Here is a 16,528-nt window from a genome sequence, read left to right as displayed (position 1 = left end):
CTACGCGCGGCGCCCCTCACCCTCCGCCACCTCGTTCCACTTCGCCAACGCCGCACATGCGTCGAACGTACTGGCGAAAAATTGGCGGAGCATCTCGCGGGGTGCGTCGCTCGCGCGAACGTCCTCGTAGCGCAGCACGAATTCACCGAGGCCGGCGTTCCAGTAGGCTGCGGACGGCGCGATCGCCGAGGCCTCGAGGAAGGCGGGCTTGGGAAACGCATAACACCAAAACGCGGGTTCGGGGAATCGCGCGTCCCCAGGCCAAAATCCGGCGCAAATCTCTTGCGCGTCCATGGCCACTCGCATGATGATGTCGTCGCTCGGCGGCGTTGCGGGGCGCCCCGAAAAACGCGCGTACGCGAGATCGAACGACCCCCAAAAGAACTGCACCGGCGTATGCCGTCCGCGAAACGGCGCTCGGTGTTCCTTGAGGATCATATCGACTTGGAGCAAAACGCGCCAAAAGCGATTGGCGTAGTCGGCATCGTAGGATGCGTGCTGCGTATCTTCGGTGAATCGAATCGGCTCGGGGATCTCCGAGGGCACGGGCCAGATTCGAATCGCGATGCGCAACTCGGCTAACGCCTCCATCATGCGGTGGTAGAAATCGGCGACGCTCGGGGCGGGGAGCAACGGGATGGAGCGCCGCTGCCCGTCGCTGACGACGATGTCGACGACGTGGGCGATCAAATCGAAGTCGATCGCAAAAGCTCGTTCGCCGTAGGGAATGGCGGTCGTCGTGAGACCGCGGGCGGTAACGTACAGCGGTACGTTCGCCCACTCGCGCTCTAGCGGCGCGAGCGCGAGACGGATCTTTCCGACGATCTGCGTATACAGATGCAGCGTGTCCGCCGTATCTTTCCAGCGGTTGAGGGGTAGGCTCGGCCAGGTATCGTCCATGCTAAGCGATTCTACTGCTCTCGGCGCCCAGGCGCCACAGAACGAGCAGCATCGCGGCCAGCCCGACCGCGAGCAGAAACGGAATCCACACGGCGCCGATCAGAAAAACGAGCACCGAAAAGGCCATCAGGATCGGCCACGCGCTCGATGTCGTGTAGATTCCGAGGTCTTCGCCGGCCGCGTCCGCGTTTTCGAGATCCTTACGATCGCCGTCGAGATCGGCATCGCGCTCGGCGAGGATCGCGTACCCCGAAGCGAACGTCAAGCCGATCGCCATCAGTCCGAGCAGCAGCGTTCCGGCCCACTCGCCGCGCGACCACACATAGTACACCGCGGCAATGACGATGCCGAACGTTGCCGACGAGATGAAGAGCGTAACGAAGGTTTTCACGGCGTAACCTCGGCGGCAACCGCCGGGTGATGCAGATCGAAGACCGGCCGCTCGGAGTGAATCGGCGGCAAGGATGTAAAATTGAACTCCGGCGGCGGCGAACTCGTCGCCCACTCCAGCGTGTATCCGCCCCAGGGATCGTCGCCGACGGGCTCGCGCTTACGGACCGAGACGACGACGTCGAGCAGGAAGAGCAGAACGCCTACGGCCATCAATCCCGCGCCGATGGTTGCGAGCGCGTTGAGCAGCGGCAGGTGTTCGATCGCGGGATACGTGTAGACGCGCCGCGGCATGCCCTCGATGCCCATAAAGTGCATCGGAAAAAACGTGAGATTGAAACCGGCGAAGAGGATGCCGAACGTCCACTTCCCGATGCGCTCGCTCAACTTTACGCCGAAGATCTTGGGGAACCAAAAGTAGAGCGCGGCGAAGATCGCAAAGAGACTGCCGCCGCCGAGCACGTAGTGGAAATGTGCGACCAAGAAATAGCTGTCTTCGGCATGAAAATCGATCGGCGGCGAAGCGACCATGACGCCGGTAATCCCACCGATCAAGAAATTCAACATGAAGCCGATTACGAAGAGCATGGGCGTGGAGAACTCGATCGAGCCCTTCCACATCGTGCCGATCCAATTGAAGAATTTCACCCCGGTCGGAATCGCTATGAGAAACGACATCGCGGAGAAGAACAGATTGGTCACGGCGCCGGTCGTGAACATGTGGTGAGCCCAGACCCCCATCGAGAGGCCGGCGATCGCGAATGCGGAGAGCACGAGTTCGACGTATCCGAAGACGGGCTTGCGTGAAAAGACCGCAACGATCTCGGTCACGACGCCGAAATACGGCAGAATCATCACGTAGACTTCCGGATGGCCGAAGAACCAGAAGAGATGCTGATAGAGCACCGGATTGCCGCCGTGCGCGGGGTCGAAGAATTGGCCGCCAAGGTGCCGGTCGATCAGCAGCATCGCGAAGACGGTGACCAGTGGCGGGAAAGCCATCAAGATCAGCAGCGACGTTGCGACCATCTCCCAGGAGAAAATCGGGATGCGCCACATCGTCATTCCCGGCGCGCGCAGCAAAAAGACCGTTACCACGATGTTGAGCGCGGTCAGGATCGAAGAGATGGACGTCATCGTTAGTCCGACGATCCAAAGATCTTGGCCCGCGCCGGCAGAGATCCGAATCTCGGAGAGCGGTGCGAAGGCCGTCCAGCCCGACGATGCGGCGCCGCCCGATGCAAACGCACCGCTTAAGACCGTGAGGCCGCCGAAGATGAAGAGCCAAAGTGCCGTTGCGTTTAGGCGTGGGAACGCCATGTCGGGAGCGCCGATCTGCAGCGGAATCAAGAAATTCGCGAGACCGAGCCCGAACGGCGCGACGAAGAGAAAGATCATGGCCGTGCCGTGGATCGTGAACACTTGATCGAACGCGTGCGGACCGAGAAACGTCATGTCGGGCGTCGCAAGCTGGGTCCGGATGAGCATTGCGAGAATGCCGGCTATCCCGAAAAAGAACGAGGTTGCGACGATGTACATGATGCCGATCTTCTTATGATCGGTCGAGGTTAACCAGGCGATCACGGCGTGCTCTTTCCTGCGGTCGCGAGCCAACGCCGGTAGTCGGCGTCCGAGATGACTTTGACTTGAAACGTCATGAGCGTGTGGTCGAGCCCGCAATACTCCGCGCAAAGTCCGCGAAAGGTTCCCAGGCGCGTCGGCGTCAGATCGAAATGATTGGTCATTCCGGCAATCGCGTCGCGCTTGAAGAGGAAGTACGGGATCCAGAAGGCATGGTTCACGTCGACCGATGTGAGGTTAACCTGGGTTATTTTTCCCAGCGGTAGCACGAGGACCGGCGGCTGCTGCGGCGTTCCGACGATGCGAATGCGCGCGTGCGGGTAGACGAACTGCCAAGACCAGCGAAAGGCCGTCACGTCAACCGTTGCATAGGGCGACGGGACGAGGGCGTCCACGCTGCGCTCCTTAACAAATGTGAAATAGAACAGTACCGCGACCAGCGCGAACGGGGTCAGGATATAGACGTACGCGAACGAGCGGTTCTTTTTGAACTGCGGCGGCAACGCATCTCCGCGGCGGCGCCACAGCAAAAGCGGAAGCAGAATCAGCGCGAACATGATGATCGCAACGACCACCGCGGCACCGAAAAAAATCTCCCAGTCTCCACGAAGCGTCTGCGCCTGAACTGACGCGGGGTCGAAGAGTGGCATCGGATTTCTCACTTACCCACGATTTTGCGATTTAACATCGGACGGTTTCGGGTACAGAAGCTCCGAGTAGGAGACGTCACATCTTGGCAGTCGATTCCGTATCCCATCGGCGCAGCGCCCGTCATCGCGAGAGCCCGCTGGGCATTCGCGCGCACCCGCTCGTCTTTGGCGTAGTGATTTTCTTAGCCTCCGAACTTATGTTCTTCGCCGGCCTGTTCGCGGCGTATTTCGATCTGCGCAGCCAAACCGCGCAATGGCCGCCTCCCAACGTTCATCTGGATATGCTCGCCTCCTCGGCCGGGACATCGCTGTTGTTCTTTTCGAGCGTCGTGATGTTCTTGATGACCCGCGCGCTCGATCGCAACCGGTATCGGGCCGCATACGGCTGGCTCGCGGCGGGTATTCTCTGCGGCGTCGCGTTTATTGCAATCGCGTTGGACGGCTATACGAAAAATACGTTCACGATCGCGAGCAGCGCCTACGGGTCGCTGTTTTACGCGATGACCGGCTTTCATTTGCTCCACGTCGCGGCGGGAATCATTTTGCTGGTCGCGCTCTTTTTCGGGCTGCGCGGCGGCGCTCTTACCGCCAACCATCGCGCGGGTGCGGAAGCGATTTCCTACTATTGGCACTTCGTTTTTATCGTGTGGGTCGGCATTTGGGGCGCGATCTACCTCATCCGATGAACGCTAAAGATCGCGCGATCGCCGGCGCCTTGGGGCTGGCCATTCTGGGCAGCCTCGGTTTCATGGCGGCCTACGTGCTCCACGCGAGCATTCAGGCGGAAGGCTTGGCGTTGGCCGTCGCCTTGCTGGGTTTCGCCATCGCGGCGATCGGTTGGGCGAATTGGATTATCGGCGACGATCGAGTCATCGACCAGATCGAAGAGTATCCATCGGATAGCGCCGATCGCAGCGCCGCCGTCGATGAATTGGAACAAACCGAGGAAGAGGTCACGCGCCGGGGCGGCCTGGTGAAATTGCTGTACGCCGCCCTCGGCATTTTTGGCATCGCCGCGCTCTTCCCGTTTCGTTCGTGGGGGCCGGCGCCCGACGGCGCGCTCTTTAAGACGAAATGGAAACCGGGCGACCGGCTCGTACGCGAAAACGGCGAGATCCTTACGAAGGATGCGCTCAACGTCGACTCAATCGTCACCGTTTTTCCGGAGGGCGCAATCGGCGATGCGTCGTCGCAGACGGTCTTGATCCGGCTGCCGGACGGTGTCGGTCAAAGCGTCGACGGCTATATCGCCTACTCGAAGATCTGCACGCACGCCGGCTGCCCGGTGGCGCTCTATCGTGCGGCGGCGCATCAACTGATGTGCCCCTGCCATCAGTCGGTGTTCGATGTCGCCGATGCCGGAAAGGTGCTCTCGGGTCCGGCCGACCACGCGCTGCCGCAATTGCCGCTCGAAGTCGATTCGGCCGGCTATCTCCGCGCGAAGGGTGATTACCCGGTTCCGGTTGGCCCCGGCTTTTGGGAGCGCGGTTAAGCGTGGGGATGACCGAACGGTTCGTCCTGTGGTTCGACGATCGCCTGGGCACGGCTCATTTCATGAAGCACGCCCTGCGCAAGGCATTCCCCGACCATTGGTCGTTTATGCTGGGCGAGATAAATCTGTATAGTTTTCTCGTCTTACTCGCGACCGGCACGTTTCTCGCCTTTAATTTCGATCCCGCGCCGACCAAGGTGGTCTATCACGGACCTTACGCGCTGCTCGACGGCGTCACGATGTCGACGGCTTACGCATCGGCGCTCCACTTGAGTTTTGCGGTTAACGCGGGATTGCTCATTCGTCAGATCCACCATTGGGCGGCACTCCTCTTCGTCGCCGGCATCGTCGTGCACATGGCGCGGGTCTTTTTCACCGGTGCGTTTCGCAAGCCGCGCGAATTGAACTGGCTCGTGGGCGTCGTGCTCTTTCTGCTGGCAATGGGCGAAGGTTTTACCGGGTACTCGCTCCCGGACGATCTCTTGAGCGGGATCGGGCTTCGCATCGCCGACTCGGTTCTGCTCGCGATTCCCTTCGTCGGCACGTGGGCGTCGTTTTTACTGCTGGGGGGTGCCTTCCCGAACAGCAACGATATCGGTCCCCGGCTCTTCGCGGCGCACGTCTTCGCGGTTCCCGCAGCGATTGCCGCGGTCATCGGCGTGCATCTGGCGATTCTCTGGCGGCAGAAGCATTCGCAATTTCGCGGGCCGCGGCGCACCGAGCACAACGTCGTCGGCTCGCCGCTGATGCCGAACTACGCGGCCAAGTCGATCGCGCTGGGTTTCGCGACGATCGCGGTCCTCGTGGCGCTCGGGGCGTTCGTGCAGATCAATCCGATTTGGATATTCGGCCCCTACGATGCTTCGCTGGCCGCTTCGCCCGCGCAGCCCGATTGGTACGTTGGGTGGCTCGACGGCGCGCTGCGTATCAGCTTTCCGTGGTCGATCCACCTCTGGGGACACACGATCCCCTCGCCATTCTTTCCGGGCGTGCTGCTGCCGCTGGTCCTCTTCGGCCTGCTCTTCGGATGGCCGTTCATCGAGCGCGCGATCACGGGCGATCGCGCGTCGCATCAACTGTTGGACCGGCCGCGCGACGTGCCGTGGCGCACCGGCGCCGGCGTCGCACTTTTTATGCTCGCGCTCGATCTGACCCTCGCGGGCAGCGGCGACGTTCAAGCACGCTACCTGCACCTGTCGGTCGATACGATCAACGTGGTCTATCGCTTCGGGTTCGTCGTCGCGCCGATTCTCGGTTTCATCGTCGCGTTCGCGCTCGCGAGCGAGCTGCGCCGGCGCGGAGGCGTTAGCGCCGCGGAACGCGTGCGATTGCGGCGCAACGAGCGGGGCGGTTTCGACGAAGAGAAGATCACGTGATTGCAATGCTGTTCGGCGCCGCGATTCTCGCCGGCTACCTCACCTGCGTGCGGGCATACGATCGTCGCTACCCGCATCGGCGGTTCGGTCGGGGGCGCGTGGCTGCGTTTTGCGCCGGCGTCGTCGTGGCGACCGCAGCGTTCTCGCCCGCGATCGACGGCCTGGTCGATCGCTCTTTTGCCGCTCATATGACGCAGCATCTCGCGCTTGCCCTGATCGTGCCGCCGCTGCTGCTGCTCGGCGCACCGCTCCTGCTCGCAGTCGCTCTGCCGCCGCCGCGTGCCGCTAGAGCGATCGCCCGCATCGCGCGCCACCCGCTCGTGCTGGCGTTCGCATCGCCGGTCGTCGCGTGGCTGCTCTTCGTTGCGGTTCTGTGGGGGATCCATTTTTCACCGCTCTACGATCTCGCGCTGCGCTACGAAGGTGCCCACGTCGTCGAGCACGGCCTGCTCTTTACGAGCGCGCTGCTGTTCTGGCTGCCCGTGGTGCAGGTCGGCTACGCGCCGCTGCCCGTCGCCTTTCCGGTTCGACTCTTCTATCTGTTTCTCGCGATCCCGCAAGGGGCGTTTTTGGGTCTCGCAATCTACGCTTCGCAACGCGTCCTCTATCCGCACTACCTGGTGGGACGTACCGTCGCCGCCGCGCTCGCCGATCAGCAGAACGCCGGTGCCGTCATGTGGATCGGCGGCGGCGCGCTGCTCTTTGCTGCGTTTATGCTCACCGGCGTCGCCTGGGCGGCACGCGATCACCGGGAGGCTATCGCATGATGCATCTCGTGCTGGCCCTCGCGCTCGCGCTCGCACCGGCTCGCGACGGTGAATCACTTTACAACGTGCACTGCTCGTCGTGTCACGGAACGCACCTGCAAGGCAGCCCCGACGGTCCGCCGCTTATCGGGACCGGCGCGGGGTACGTCGACTTCATGCTCAGAACCGGCCGGATGCCGGCGGCGGCGCCGAACGAGCAGCCCGAGCAAAAGGCGCCGTCTTTCAACGACGCGGAGATCCGAGCCATCGTCGGGTACGTCTCAGCGCGCGCTCACGGCGCTCCAAAGGTGCCGCAAATCGGACCCGGCGATGCGAATCGCGGACGCCGGATCTTTGCGGAGAACTGCGCGCATTGCCACGGCGTGAGCGCGCACGGCGCATCCGCCGGGTACGCAAACGTCGCTCCGTCGCTCATGGCAACGGCGCCCGAGCAGATTGCCGAGGCGGTTCGCAGCGGACCGGGTGAAATGCCGAAGTTCGGCTCGGACGTCCTCAGCTCGCGCGATCTCAACGACGTGCTCCGATACGTCGGATACTTGCAAACGAAAACGGACGTCTACAACCCCGGCGGTTTGCAACTGGCCAATATCGGACCGGTAGCCGAAGGCTTCGTTGCTTGGATGTTCGGTCTGGGATTGCTGGTTCTGTTCGTCCGCCGAATCGGTTCGGTCGATTAAGCGATTGGCAAAAAACAACGCAAGTTCGTTTGTTTCGGGTCACGGCGCGTGGGTACATTCATAGGGACCAACGACTCGTACGTATCTCAACAATTGCTTGCAAAAAGCAGCGGAGTTAACGATTGTGAACGCCAGTGATTTCTTACTCGGACGCCTTGTGGAGTGGGGTTTTAAACGCGTCTACGGCTACCCGGGCGACGGCATCAATGGGATCATGGGCGCGTTCGATCGCATCGGCGACAAACTCGAATTCATCCAAGTTCGTCACGAAGAGATGGCCGCGTTCATGGCCTGCGCGCATGCGAAGTTCACCGGTGAGGTTGGCCTCTGCTTAGCGACGTCAGGCCCGGGCGCCGTTCATTTGCTCAACGGTCTCTACGATGCAAAGATGGATCACACGCCGGTCGTTGCGATCGTCGGTCAGGCGGCGACGAGCGCGCTCGGCAGTTCGTATCAGCAAGAAGTCGACCTGCAAGTGCTCTTGCAAGACGTGACCGAGTACGTCTACACGGTTTCGAGTCCGGCCGCCATGCGGCACGTCGTGGACCGCGCGGTTCGCACCGCAAAGGCGATGCGGGCCGTGACGTGCGTGATCGTGCCCAAGGACGTTCAAGAAAAGAAGGCCGTTCCCAATCCTCCGCACACGCACAACATGATGCATAGCAGCGTCGGCGTGTGCGCGCCGGTCGTCGTACCGTCGGCGGCCGATTTGCAGCGCGCGGCGGAGATTCTCAATAGTGGAAAGCGCGTCGCAATAATGGTCGGCCAGGGCGCTGCCAACGCCGCCGACGAGGTGCTCGCCGTTGCGGACCGTCTCGGAGCCGGCGTCGCCAAAGCGCTGCTAGGAAAGTACGTCGTTCCCGACGATCTGCCGTACGTGACCGGAACGCTGGGGCTGCTCGGCACGCGCCCGAGCTCCGACATGATGAACGAGTGCGATACGCTGCTCATGGTCGGCACGTCCTATCCGTACTCGGAGTTCCTTCCGAAAGAAGGGCAGGCGCGCGGGATTCAAATCGACATCGATGCGCGCAATCTCGGCTTGCGCTTTCCGACCGAGCTCAACCTCGTCGGCGACAGCCGCGAAACGCTCGCCGCGCTTCTGCCGCTGCTCGAACCGAAAGCAAACGGCGCGTGGCGTGAAAAAATCGCCAAGAACCGCGTAGATTGGGACGGCGACGAAAAAGCCCGCTGTCACGTAACCGGCGAGCAGATCAACCCGCAGCTCGTTTTCTGGGAATTGAACGAGCGGCTTCCCGACGACGCGATCTTGAGCGGCGACGCCGGCACTGCGACCAATTGGTTCGCGCGCAACATTCACATGCGGCGCGGGATGAAATCCTCGCTCTCGGGGAGTCTCGCCACGATGGGCTCGGCGGTTCCTTACGCCATCGCGGCAAAGTTTGCTTTTCCAAACCGTGTGGTCATCGCGTGCACGGGCGACGGAGCCATGCAGATGAACGGTAACGCCGAAATGCTGACCGTGGCGAAATACTGGAAACGCTGGTCGGATCCGCGGTTGATCTTTTTAGTCATGAACAACTCCGACCTCAATCAAGTCACGTGGGAGATGCGGATCGAGGGAGGAAACCCGAAGTACGAAGCCTCGCAAAATCTTCCTCATTTCAACTACGCGCAGTACGCGGATCAGATCGGGTTGCGCGGAATACGCGTCGAGCGCTCCGAAGACGTCGGTCCGGCTTGGGACCGTGCGCTCGCCTCGGACCGTCCGGTGATCTTCGATGCGGTCGTCGATCCGAACATTTCGCAGCTGCCGCCGCACATCTCGTTCGAGCAGGCGCACAACCTCTTCTCGGCGCTCGCGAAGGGCGATCCCGATGAAGGCGGCGTGATCAAGGAATCGATCAAGAGCGTTCTCGCAGGGCTTCTGCCGCACGGCTCGGACAAGTAATCGTGGCTTCTACGGCCGCCGTGCGGACGCAGGCGCGGATCGACGCGCTTGAAGTGCGTGCCTATAAGATTCCGACGGCGACGCCCGAGTCCGACGGCACCCTAAAATGGGACGCGACCACCCTCGTCTACGTCGAAGTGCATGGCGCCGGTGAGACGGGCATGGGCTACACCTACGCCGACGTCGCCACCGCAAAACTGATCGAGACGCTCCTGCGGGAAACCGTCGTCGGCAAAGATGCATTCCAAATCGCCGCCCGGTGGGACGAGATGTTCGCTCGCTCGCGCAACCTCGGCCGCGACGGGATCACCTCGATGGCCGTTTCGGCCGTGGATGTAGCCCTCTGGGATTTAAAAGCCAAGGTGCTCGGCGTGCCGGCGTACGTCCTACTCGGCGCGGCGCGCGAACGCGTTCCCGTGTACGGAAGCGGCGGCTTCACGGCGTATACGGAGCAGCAGCTTTGCGAACAGCTCGCCGGGTGGGTTGGCGACGGAATTCCGCGCGTGAAGATGAAGGTCGGCCGGGAGCCGCAGATCGATCCCAAGCGCGTCGCCGCCGCGCGTGCGGCGATCGGCGACCGCGCCGAGCTTTTCATCGACGCGAACGGTGCGTATTCGGCGCAACAGGCTATCGGGCTCGCGCAAGCGTTTGCAGAACAGGGCGTAACCTGGTTCGAGGAACCGGTCTATCGCGAAGACTATGCGGGAACGCGCTTCGTCCGCGAGCACGTGCCCGCGGGAATGGACGTTTCGTCCGGCGAGTATGGATACGGCCTTTATACCTTCGCGCGGATGATCGATGCCGGAACCGTCGACGTGTTGCAAGCCGATGCCACGCGCTGCGGCGGTTTTTCCGGTCTCCTCGCGGTGGACGGTTTGTGCCAGAGCACGATGACGCCGCTCTCGACGCACTGCGCGCCGCACCTCCACCTGCACGCGGCGATGGCGTGCAAACAGTTACGTCACATCGAGTATTTCTTCGACCACGTTCGTATCGAGCGTATGCTCTTTGACGGCGCTGCCGATCCCGAGAACGGCGATCTCACCCCCGACTCGACGCGTCCCGGCATCGGTTTAACGCTGCGCCGGACCGACGCCGAACGCTTCGCCCTATAAGGACCCGTTGACATGATCCGCATTCTCGAGGCCGTCGAGTCGAAACATTCCAGCCGCAACGGCACGCACCCCAAGCCCACCGAGCGACCCGGGTCGGTTAACCACGCCGACGTGGATGCCGCCGGGCTTGAGGCGGAGCTGCGCCGCACGATTAGCGGCGAGGTTCGATTCGATACCGGCACGCGAGCGATGTATGCGACCGATGCGTCGAACTATCGTCAAGTTCCGATCGGGCTCGTGATTCCGAAGAACGCCGAGGACGTCGAACGAGCGTTGGCGGCGTGCCGCACGTACGGAGCGCCGGTGTTTTCGCGCGGCGGCGGTACGAGTCTAGCTGGCGAAACGTGTAATGCCGCGGTCGTCCTGGATTTCAGCAAGTACATGAACCGCATCGTGGAGATCGATTGGGAAGGAAAGAAGGCGCGCGTCCAGCCCGGGTGCGTGAACGACGATCTCCGCAATAAGGCCGAGGAACGCAACCTCACGTTCGGGCCCGACCCCGCGACGCACGATCGCAATACGTTTGGCGGCATGATCGGCAACAATTCATGCGGCATGCACGCGCAGATGGCCGGCAAGACCGAAGAAAATGTGGAGCAGCTCGACATCGTAACCTACGACGGTACGCGCATGACGGTTGGCCCCACCTCCGACGACGAACTCGAGCGGATCATCGCGGGCGGCGGCCCCAAAGGCGAGATCTACTCCAAACTCAAAGCTTTGCGCGACAAGTATGCCGATCAGATCCGCGCGCGGTTTCCGAAAATTCCGCGGCGCGTTTCGGGTTTTCCCCTCAACGAACTTCTCCCCGAGAACGGATTCAACGTCGCGCGCGCGCTCGTCGGTACGGAAAGCACGTGCGTCACCGTCGTCGAGGCGACGGTTCGCCTGGTGCACAGCCCGCCGCATCGCGTGTTGTTGATGCTGGGGTTCCCGGATCTGGCCACCGCCGGAGACCACGTTCCGTTTTGCGACGAACACAAACCCATCGCACTCGAGGGTATGTCGGAATCGATGTTCCACTACATGGAACTCAAAGGGAAGCCCGAGAGCGGACGCTCGATGTTTCCCGACGGCAAGGCCTGGCTGATCTGCGAGTTCGGCGGCGAGTCGAAGGAAGAAGCCGCCGAACGAGCGCGGGGCTTGATGGAAGCGTTCAAGCCGAAACCTCATGCGCCGACGATGAAGCTTATCGAGAGCCACGAAGAGCAGTTGCACCTCTGGCAGTTTCGCGATAACGCGCTCGGTTCGACCTCGAAGATTCCCAACCAACCCGACTACTATCCGGGGTGGGAGGACTCGGCGGTCGATCCCAAACGACTCGGCGATTACCTGCGCAAATTCCAGAAGATGCTCGATGAGTACGGGTATCAGGGTTCCATCTACGGACACTTCGGCCAAGCGTGCGTCCACGTCAGCATCAATTTCGATCTGTTCACCGCCGAGGGCATCGCGAAGTATCGCGAGTTCGTTACTAAAATGGCGCACATTTGTGTCGAGCACGGAGGATCGCTCTCGGGCGAGCACGGCGACGGGCAAGCCCGCGGCGAGTTGCTGCCGATCATGTACGGGGACGACCTCGTGCAGGCGTTCTGGGAATTTAAATCGATCTGGGATCCGCAGGGCAAGATGAACCCCGGCAAGGTCGTCCATCCCTACAAGATCGATCAGAATCTTCGGTGGGGCACGAGCTACCAGCCGTGGGAACCGAAGACCCATTTCAAGTTCGAGGACGATCACGGAAGCTTCGCCTTTGCCGCCAATCGGTGCGTCGGTACCGGGAAGTGCCGCAAGCACGACGCCGGCACCATGTGCCCGAGTTACATGGCGACGAAAGAAGAAGCGTATTCGACTCGCGGCCGCGCTCGTTTGCTCTTCGAGATGCTCGAAGGCAACCCGATGGAGAACGGCTGGCAAGATGAAACGGTGAAGGATGCGCTCGACCTCTGTCTTTCGTGCAAGGGGTGTAAGGGCGAGTGCCCGGTCAACGTCGATATGGCAACGTACAAGGCGGAGTTTCTCTCGCACTATTACGAACACAAGCGACGACCGCTGGCCGCTTACGCATTCGGATTGATGTATTGGTGGGCGCGACTCGCTTCGCTGGCGCCGGGGGTCGTAAACGCCGTCACCCAGATGCCCATCTTGCGCGACATCGCGAAAGCGACGGTGAGCGTGGCGCCGGAGCGCAGCATCCCGCTCTTCGCGCCGCAAACCTTTCGAGCGTGGTTCGCGCAGCGAACGCAAGCCAACGAGAAGAAACCCGCTCCGCGCGGCGAGGTCATTCTGTGGCCCGATACCTGGAACAATCATTTCCATCCGACGACCGCGCAAGCGGCCGTCGAAGTGCTCGAAGACGCCGGCTTCCACGTTACTATTCCGAAGATGCAACTGTGCTGCGGGCGCCCGCTGTACGATTACGGGATGCTCGACCTCGCCAAGACGATGCTGCGCGAGGTACTCGAAGCGCTGCGTCCGCAGATTCGAGCGGGCATCTGCGTGGTCGGACTCGAGCCGAGCTGCGTTTCGGTGTTTCGTGACGAGATGGTCAATTTGCTGGGGCCCGACGAAGACGCGAAACGTCTCAAGGACCAGACGTATCTGCTCACGGAGTTTTTAGCTAAGAAGGCTCCCGACTACGCTCCTCCGCAGCTTCATCGCAAGGCGGTCGTTCAGGAACATTGCCATCAGAAGTCGATCCTCGATACGTCGGGCGAGAACGCGATCTTCAAGGCGATCGGACTCGACTACGAGACCCCGGACACCGGGTGCTGCGGAATGGCCGGCCCGTTCGGATTCGATGCCGAGCATTACGACGTATCGATGACGCTCGGCGAACGCGTCCTGCTTCCCAAGGTGCGCCAGGCCGACAAGCAAACGATTATCGTCGCCAATGGCTTCAGCTGCCGCGAACAAGTGGCCCAGACGACGAACCGTCAGGCGTTACATCCCGCGCAAGTTTTGAAGATGGCGATCGACGATGCCGATAAAACGAGCAACGACGCATTGCCGGAGCTGCGCTACATGCCCGACATTCGGTCGGAGTCGCTCAAAGCAGCGGCGCGCGGCATGGCGGTCGCGGCAATTCTCGGCGGCGTGGCGTTAGTGGCCGCACTCGTCATCTGGAAGCGGCGATAGGCGATGGCTGCAACTCGCGTGGTTGTCGTCGGCGGCGGATTTGCGGGAGTCTCCACGGCCCGCGCGCTCGAACGCGCGAGCCGCAAGGGCACGATCGACCTTACGCTCGTCAATCGGCAGAACTTCATGCTCTTTACGCCGATGCTGCCCGAAGTGGCGGCCGGCTCGATTGAGACGCGGCATATCGTGCAGCCGCTGCGGGCCGCTTTGCGCGGGACGCGCGGCCACGAGGGTTCGTCGCGCTTCGAATTGGGTGAAGCGATCGGCGTCGACGTCGAGCGGCGAACGGTTACCGTTCAGCACCCCTTAACGCACGAATCGAAGCTGATCGAGTACGACGAACTCGTGCTGGCCCTCGGGGCGACCGATTCGACGATGGGAATTCCCGGCGTCGAAAAATTCACCATTCCCCTCAAGACCATCGCGGATGCCGAAGTCGTGCGCAACCGCGTGGTCGGCGCGCTAGAGGTAGCCGCCAAGACCGATGACTTGCTCGAGCGAGATCGTTTGCTTCGCTTCGTCGTCGTCGGCGGGAACTTCACCGGCGTCGAACTGGCGGGCGAACTCAATGCCTTCCTTCACTCAATCTTACGCTACTACCCGAGCATCGAGCGATCCGCAGTGGAACTCGTCGTGCTCGAGTCGAGTGATAAATTGCTCGGGCACCTGCCGGCAAAATTCGGCAAGTACGCAGCTTCATCGCTGCGCGAACGGGGCACGCGGCTGCTGCTCGGAACGGCCGTCGATGCGGTTGACGGCCATGGCGTTCAATTAAAAAGCGGCGAACGCATCGCGAGTGCGACGGTGCTATGGGCGGCGGGCGAAGCGCCCTCGCCGCTGGCGAAGACGCTCGGGCTCAAGACCGACAAGCACGGCGCGATCGAAACCGGGGGCGATTTCGCCGTTACCGGAACGCCCCACGTTTGGGCCTTGGGAGACTGCGCGGCCGTGCCCCGGCCGGGCGGCGGAACGTACGCGCCGTTAGCCCAGAATGCGATTCGCGAAGGCAAGCTGTTAGCATCGAACATTCTCGCGCGCGCGCGCGGCAAAGCCACGCGCAACTTCCGGTACAAAGAGATGGGGCAGATGGCATCGCTTGGCGATCGTCAAGCGCTAGCCGAGATCCCCGGCGGCCATATGATCGTCGGCATGCCGGCGTGGCTTGCCTGGCGCACCTACTACCTGGGACGTCTGCCGGGATGGAATCGCAAGGCGCGCGTGGCGCTCGACTGGACGCTCGGGCTCGCGTTTCCGCCCGAAACCGCCCGCTTACCAATGGTTGAGAAAGGGGAAACATCATTTTCGGATCGGGAAGAAACACGTGCTTCTAGCTGAGAAGGTCGCAATTGTCACCGGCGGCGACAGCGGCATCGGCGAAGCGATCACGCTCGGTCTGGCGCGCGAAGGCGCCTTGGTGATGATCGATTATTTCGGCGACGCCGCGCCCGCGAACGCGCTGGTCGAGCAAATCGAAAACTTCGGCGGGAAGGCGGCTGCCTTCGCGGCGGACGTTGCGAAAGCCGACGAGGTCGACGAGTTGGTCGCGCAAACCGTCAAACACTTTGGCGGCATCGATATTTTGGTCAATAATGCCGGAGTCGAAAAGAAGATGCCGTTCCTGGACACCCCGTTTGAGGTTTACAGCAAGGTCATCGACGTTAACCTGACCGGCGTCTGGCTCTGCTCGCAGCGAGCGGCGCGACAGATGGCCAAACAGAAGCGCGGCGGACGCATCATCAACATTTCCTCCGTTCACGAGGATTTAACGATGCCGACGAATGCCCCCTACTGCGCCTCGAAGGGCGGCGTGCGCATGTTGATGCGAACGATTGCCGTCGAGTTGGCTCCGCACGGCATTACGGTCAACGACGTCTGCCCGGGAGCGGTCGACACGCCGATGGATGCCGCGTTGAAGAAGAACAAGCACGAGTACGAAGCGCTGCTCTCGGAGATTCCGCTTCATCGCATGGCTAAGCCGCAGGAGATCGCTGGGCTTTGCGTCTTTCTCGCTTCGGAAGCTGCGGCGTATATTACGGCGTCGTCGTACGTGATCGATGGCGGGATGATGCAGAAGTCGGGGAGCTTGTGAGGTTGGTTCGCGTGGGGCTTGCGGGCTTGCGGGCTTGCGCGGGGGGACGAGGGCGTTGCGGCGGGACGCCCGCTTTTTCGCCTCGTGCGAAAAAGCTGCTGCCTTCGTCGTCGCTCCCGCCATCCGGGCTCCGCTCCTCCCTCAGAGCCCCGCCGCAACGCCCTCGTCCCCCCGCGCAAGCAGCCCATGTCATGCTGAGCTTGTCGAAGCACGAGCGTGAGGGCGTGCTGTTGTCATGCTGAGCTTGTCGAAGCACGAGCGTGAGGGGCGTACTGATCGTCGTCCTTCGACAGGCTCAGGATGACAGAAGGCGAGGGTGCATTCAGTTGTTGTCATGCGTGAGGTTGTCGCGGGTGGGGGTGTTGAAGTGGAGTGCTGTTTTGGGAGTGTTGTGTGATTGCGAAGGTTAGTGGGTCGGGCGAGCGGATTTCGACGTATGAG

General features: G+C 61.9%; 14 protein-coding genes. 10 read left to right on the top strand and 4 right to left on the bottom strand.

The window, feature by feature from the left end:
- Genes VIG32_00580 through VIG32_00565 form a run of 4 tightly spaced genes read right to left on the bottom strand, consistent with a single transcriptional unit; the run spans nt 1 to nt 3,521 of the window.
- A complete protein-coding gene (locus tag VIG32_00580; GenBank protein ID HEY8296507.1) occupies nt 1–900 on the bottom strand; it encodes a DUF5996 family protein in 900 nt (299 codons plus the stop codon).
- Nucleotide 901: 1 nt separating this feature from the next.
- Entirely contained in the window at nt 902–1,291 is a 390-nt protein-coding gene (locus tag VIG32_00575; GenBank protein HEY8296506.1) for a cytochrome c oxidase subunit 4, read from the bottom strand.
- Nucleotides 1,288–2,874: a cytochrome c oxidase subunit I gene (gene ctaD / locus VIG32_00570; protein ID HEY8296505.1), complete on the bottom strand. Its 1,587-nt coding sequence runs from the start codon at nt 2,872–2,874 to the stop codon at nt 1,288–1,290. The genes VIG32_00575 and ctaD overlap by 4 nt, the downstream gene beginning before the upstream one ends.
- Nucleotides 2,871–3,521, bottom strand: a complete 651-nt coding sequence (locus tag VIG32_00565) for a cytochrome c oxidase subunit II (protein HEY8296504.1) — start codon at nt 3,519–3,521, stop codon at nt 2,871–2,873. The genes ctaD and VIG32_00565 overlap by 4 nt, the downstream gene beginning before the upstream one ends.
- A gap of 83 nt (nt 3,522–3,604) precedes the next feature.
- Here VIG32_00565 and VIG32_00560 point away from each other — a divergent pair, with 83 nt between their 5' ends.
- The 10 genes from VIG32_00560 (at nt 3,605) to VIG32_00515 (ending at nt 16,087) form a co-directional block, all read left to right on the top strand.
- Nucleotides 3,605–4,207, top strand: coding sequence for a cytochrome c oxidase subunit 3 (locus VIG32_00560; GenBank protein ID HEY8296503.1), 603 nt, complete (start codon nt 3,605–3,607; stop codon nt 4,205–4,207).
- Nucleotides 4,204–5,013, top strand: a complete 810-nt coding sequence (locus VIG32_00555) for a Rieske 2Fe-2S domain-containing protein (GenBank protein HEY8296502.1) — start codon at nt 4,204–4,206, stop codon at nt 5,011–5,013. Before VIG32_00560 ends, VIG32_00555 begins: the two co-directional genes overlap by 4 nt.
- A gap of 8 nt (nt 5,014–5,021) precedes the next feature.
- A complete protein-coding gene (locus VIG32_00550; protein HEY8296501.1) occupies nt 5,022–6,389 on the top strand; it encodes a cytochrome bc complex cytochrome b subunit in 1,368 nt (455 codons plus the stop codon).
- A 5-nt stretch (nt 6,390–6,394) separates the two neighbouring features.
- A complete protein-coding gene (locus VIG32_00545) occupies nt 6,395–7,156 on the top strand; it encodes a cytochrome c oxidase assembly protein (GenBank protein HEY8296500.1) in 762 nt (253 codons plus the stop codon).
- Complete coding sequence (locus tag VIG32_00540; protein HEY8296499.1) at nt 7,153–7,833, top strand: c-type cytochrome; 681 nt, start codon at nt 7,153–7,155, stop codon at nt 7,831–7,833. The genes VIG32_00545 and VIG32_00540 overlap by 4 nt, the downstream gene beginning before the upstream one ends.
- Before the next feature lie 124 nt (nt 7,834–7,957).
- Nucleotides 7,958–9,745 carry a thiamine pyrophosphate-requiring protein gene (locus VIG32_00535; GenBank protein ID HEY8296498.1) on the top strand — a complete coding sequence of 596 codons (1,788 nt, stop codon included), beginning with the start codon at nt 7,958–7,960 and terminating at the stop codon, nt 9,743–9,745.
- Between the two features lie 2 nt (nt 9,746–9,747).
- On the top strand, nt 9,748–10,860 hold the full coding sequence (locus tag VIG32_00530; GenBank protein HEY8296497.1) for an enolase C-terminal domain-like protein: 1,113 nt from the start codon (nt 9,748–9,750) through the stop codon (nt 10,858–10,860).
- Between the two features lie 12 nt (nt 10,861–10,872).
- Nucleotides 10,873–13,998, top strand: coding sequence for an FAD-binding and (Fe-S)-binding domain-containing protein (locus VIG32_00525; GenBank protein HEY8296496.1), 3,126 nt, complete (start codon nt 10,873–10,875; stop codon nt 13,996–13,998).
- A 3-nt stretch (nt 13,999–14,001) separates the two neighbouring features.
- Entirely contained in the window at nt 14,002–15,333 is a 1,332-nt protein-coding gene (locus tag VIG32_00520; GenBank protein ID HEY8296495.1) for an NAD(P)/FAD-dependent oxidoreductase, read from the top strand.
- Nucleotides 15,320–16,087: an SDR family oxidoreductase gene (locus VIG32_00515; GenBank protein ID HEY8296494.1), complete on the top strand. Its 768-nt coding sequence runs from the start codon at nt 15,320–15,322 to the stop codon at nt 16,085–16,087. Before VIG32_00520 ends, VIG32_00515 begins: the two co-directional genes overlap by 14 nt.
- Nucleotides 16,088–16,528: the final 441 nt, after the last annotated feature.

It is taken from the genome of Candidatus Baltobacteraceae bacterium (assembly GCA_036559195.1).
In the GTDB taxonomy this organism is placed as follows: domain Bacteria; phylum Vulcanimicrobiota; class Vulcanimicrobiia; order Vulcanimicrobiales; family Vulcanimicrobiaceae; genus JALYTZ01.
The sequence above is the reverse complement of the archived record's forward strand: the minus strand, read 5'-3'. Positions and strand labels throughout refer to the sequence as shown.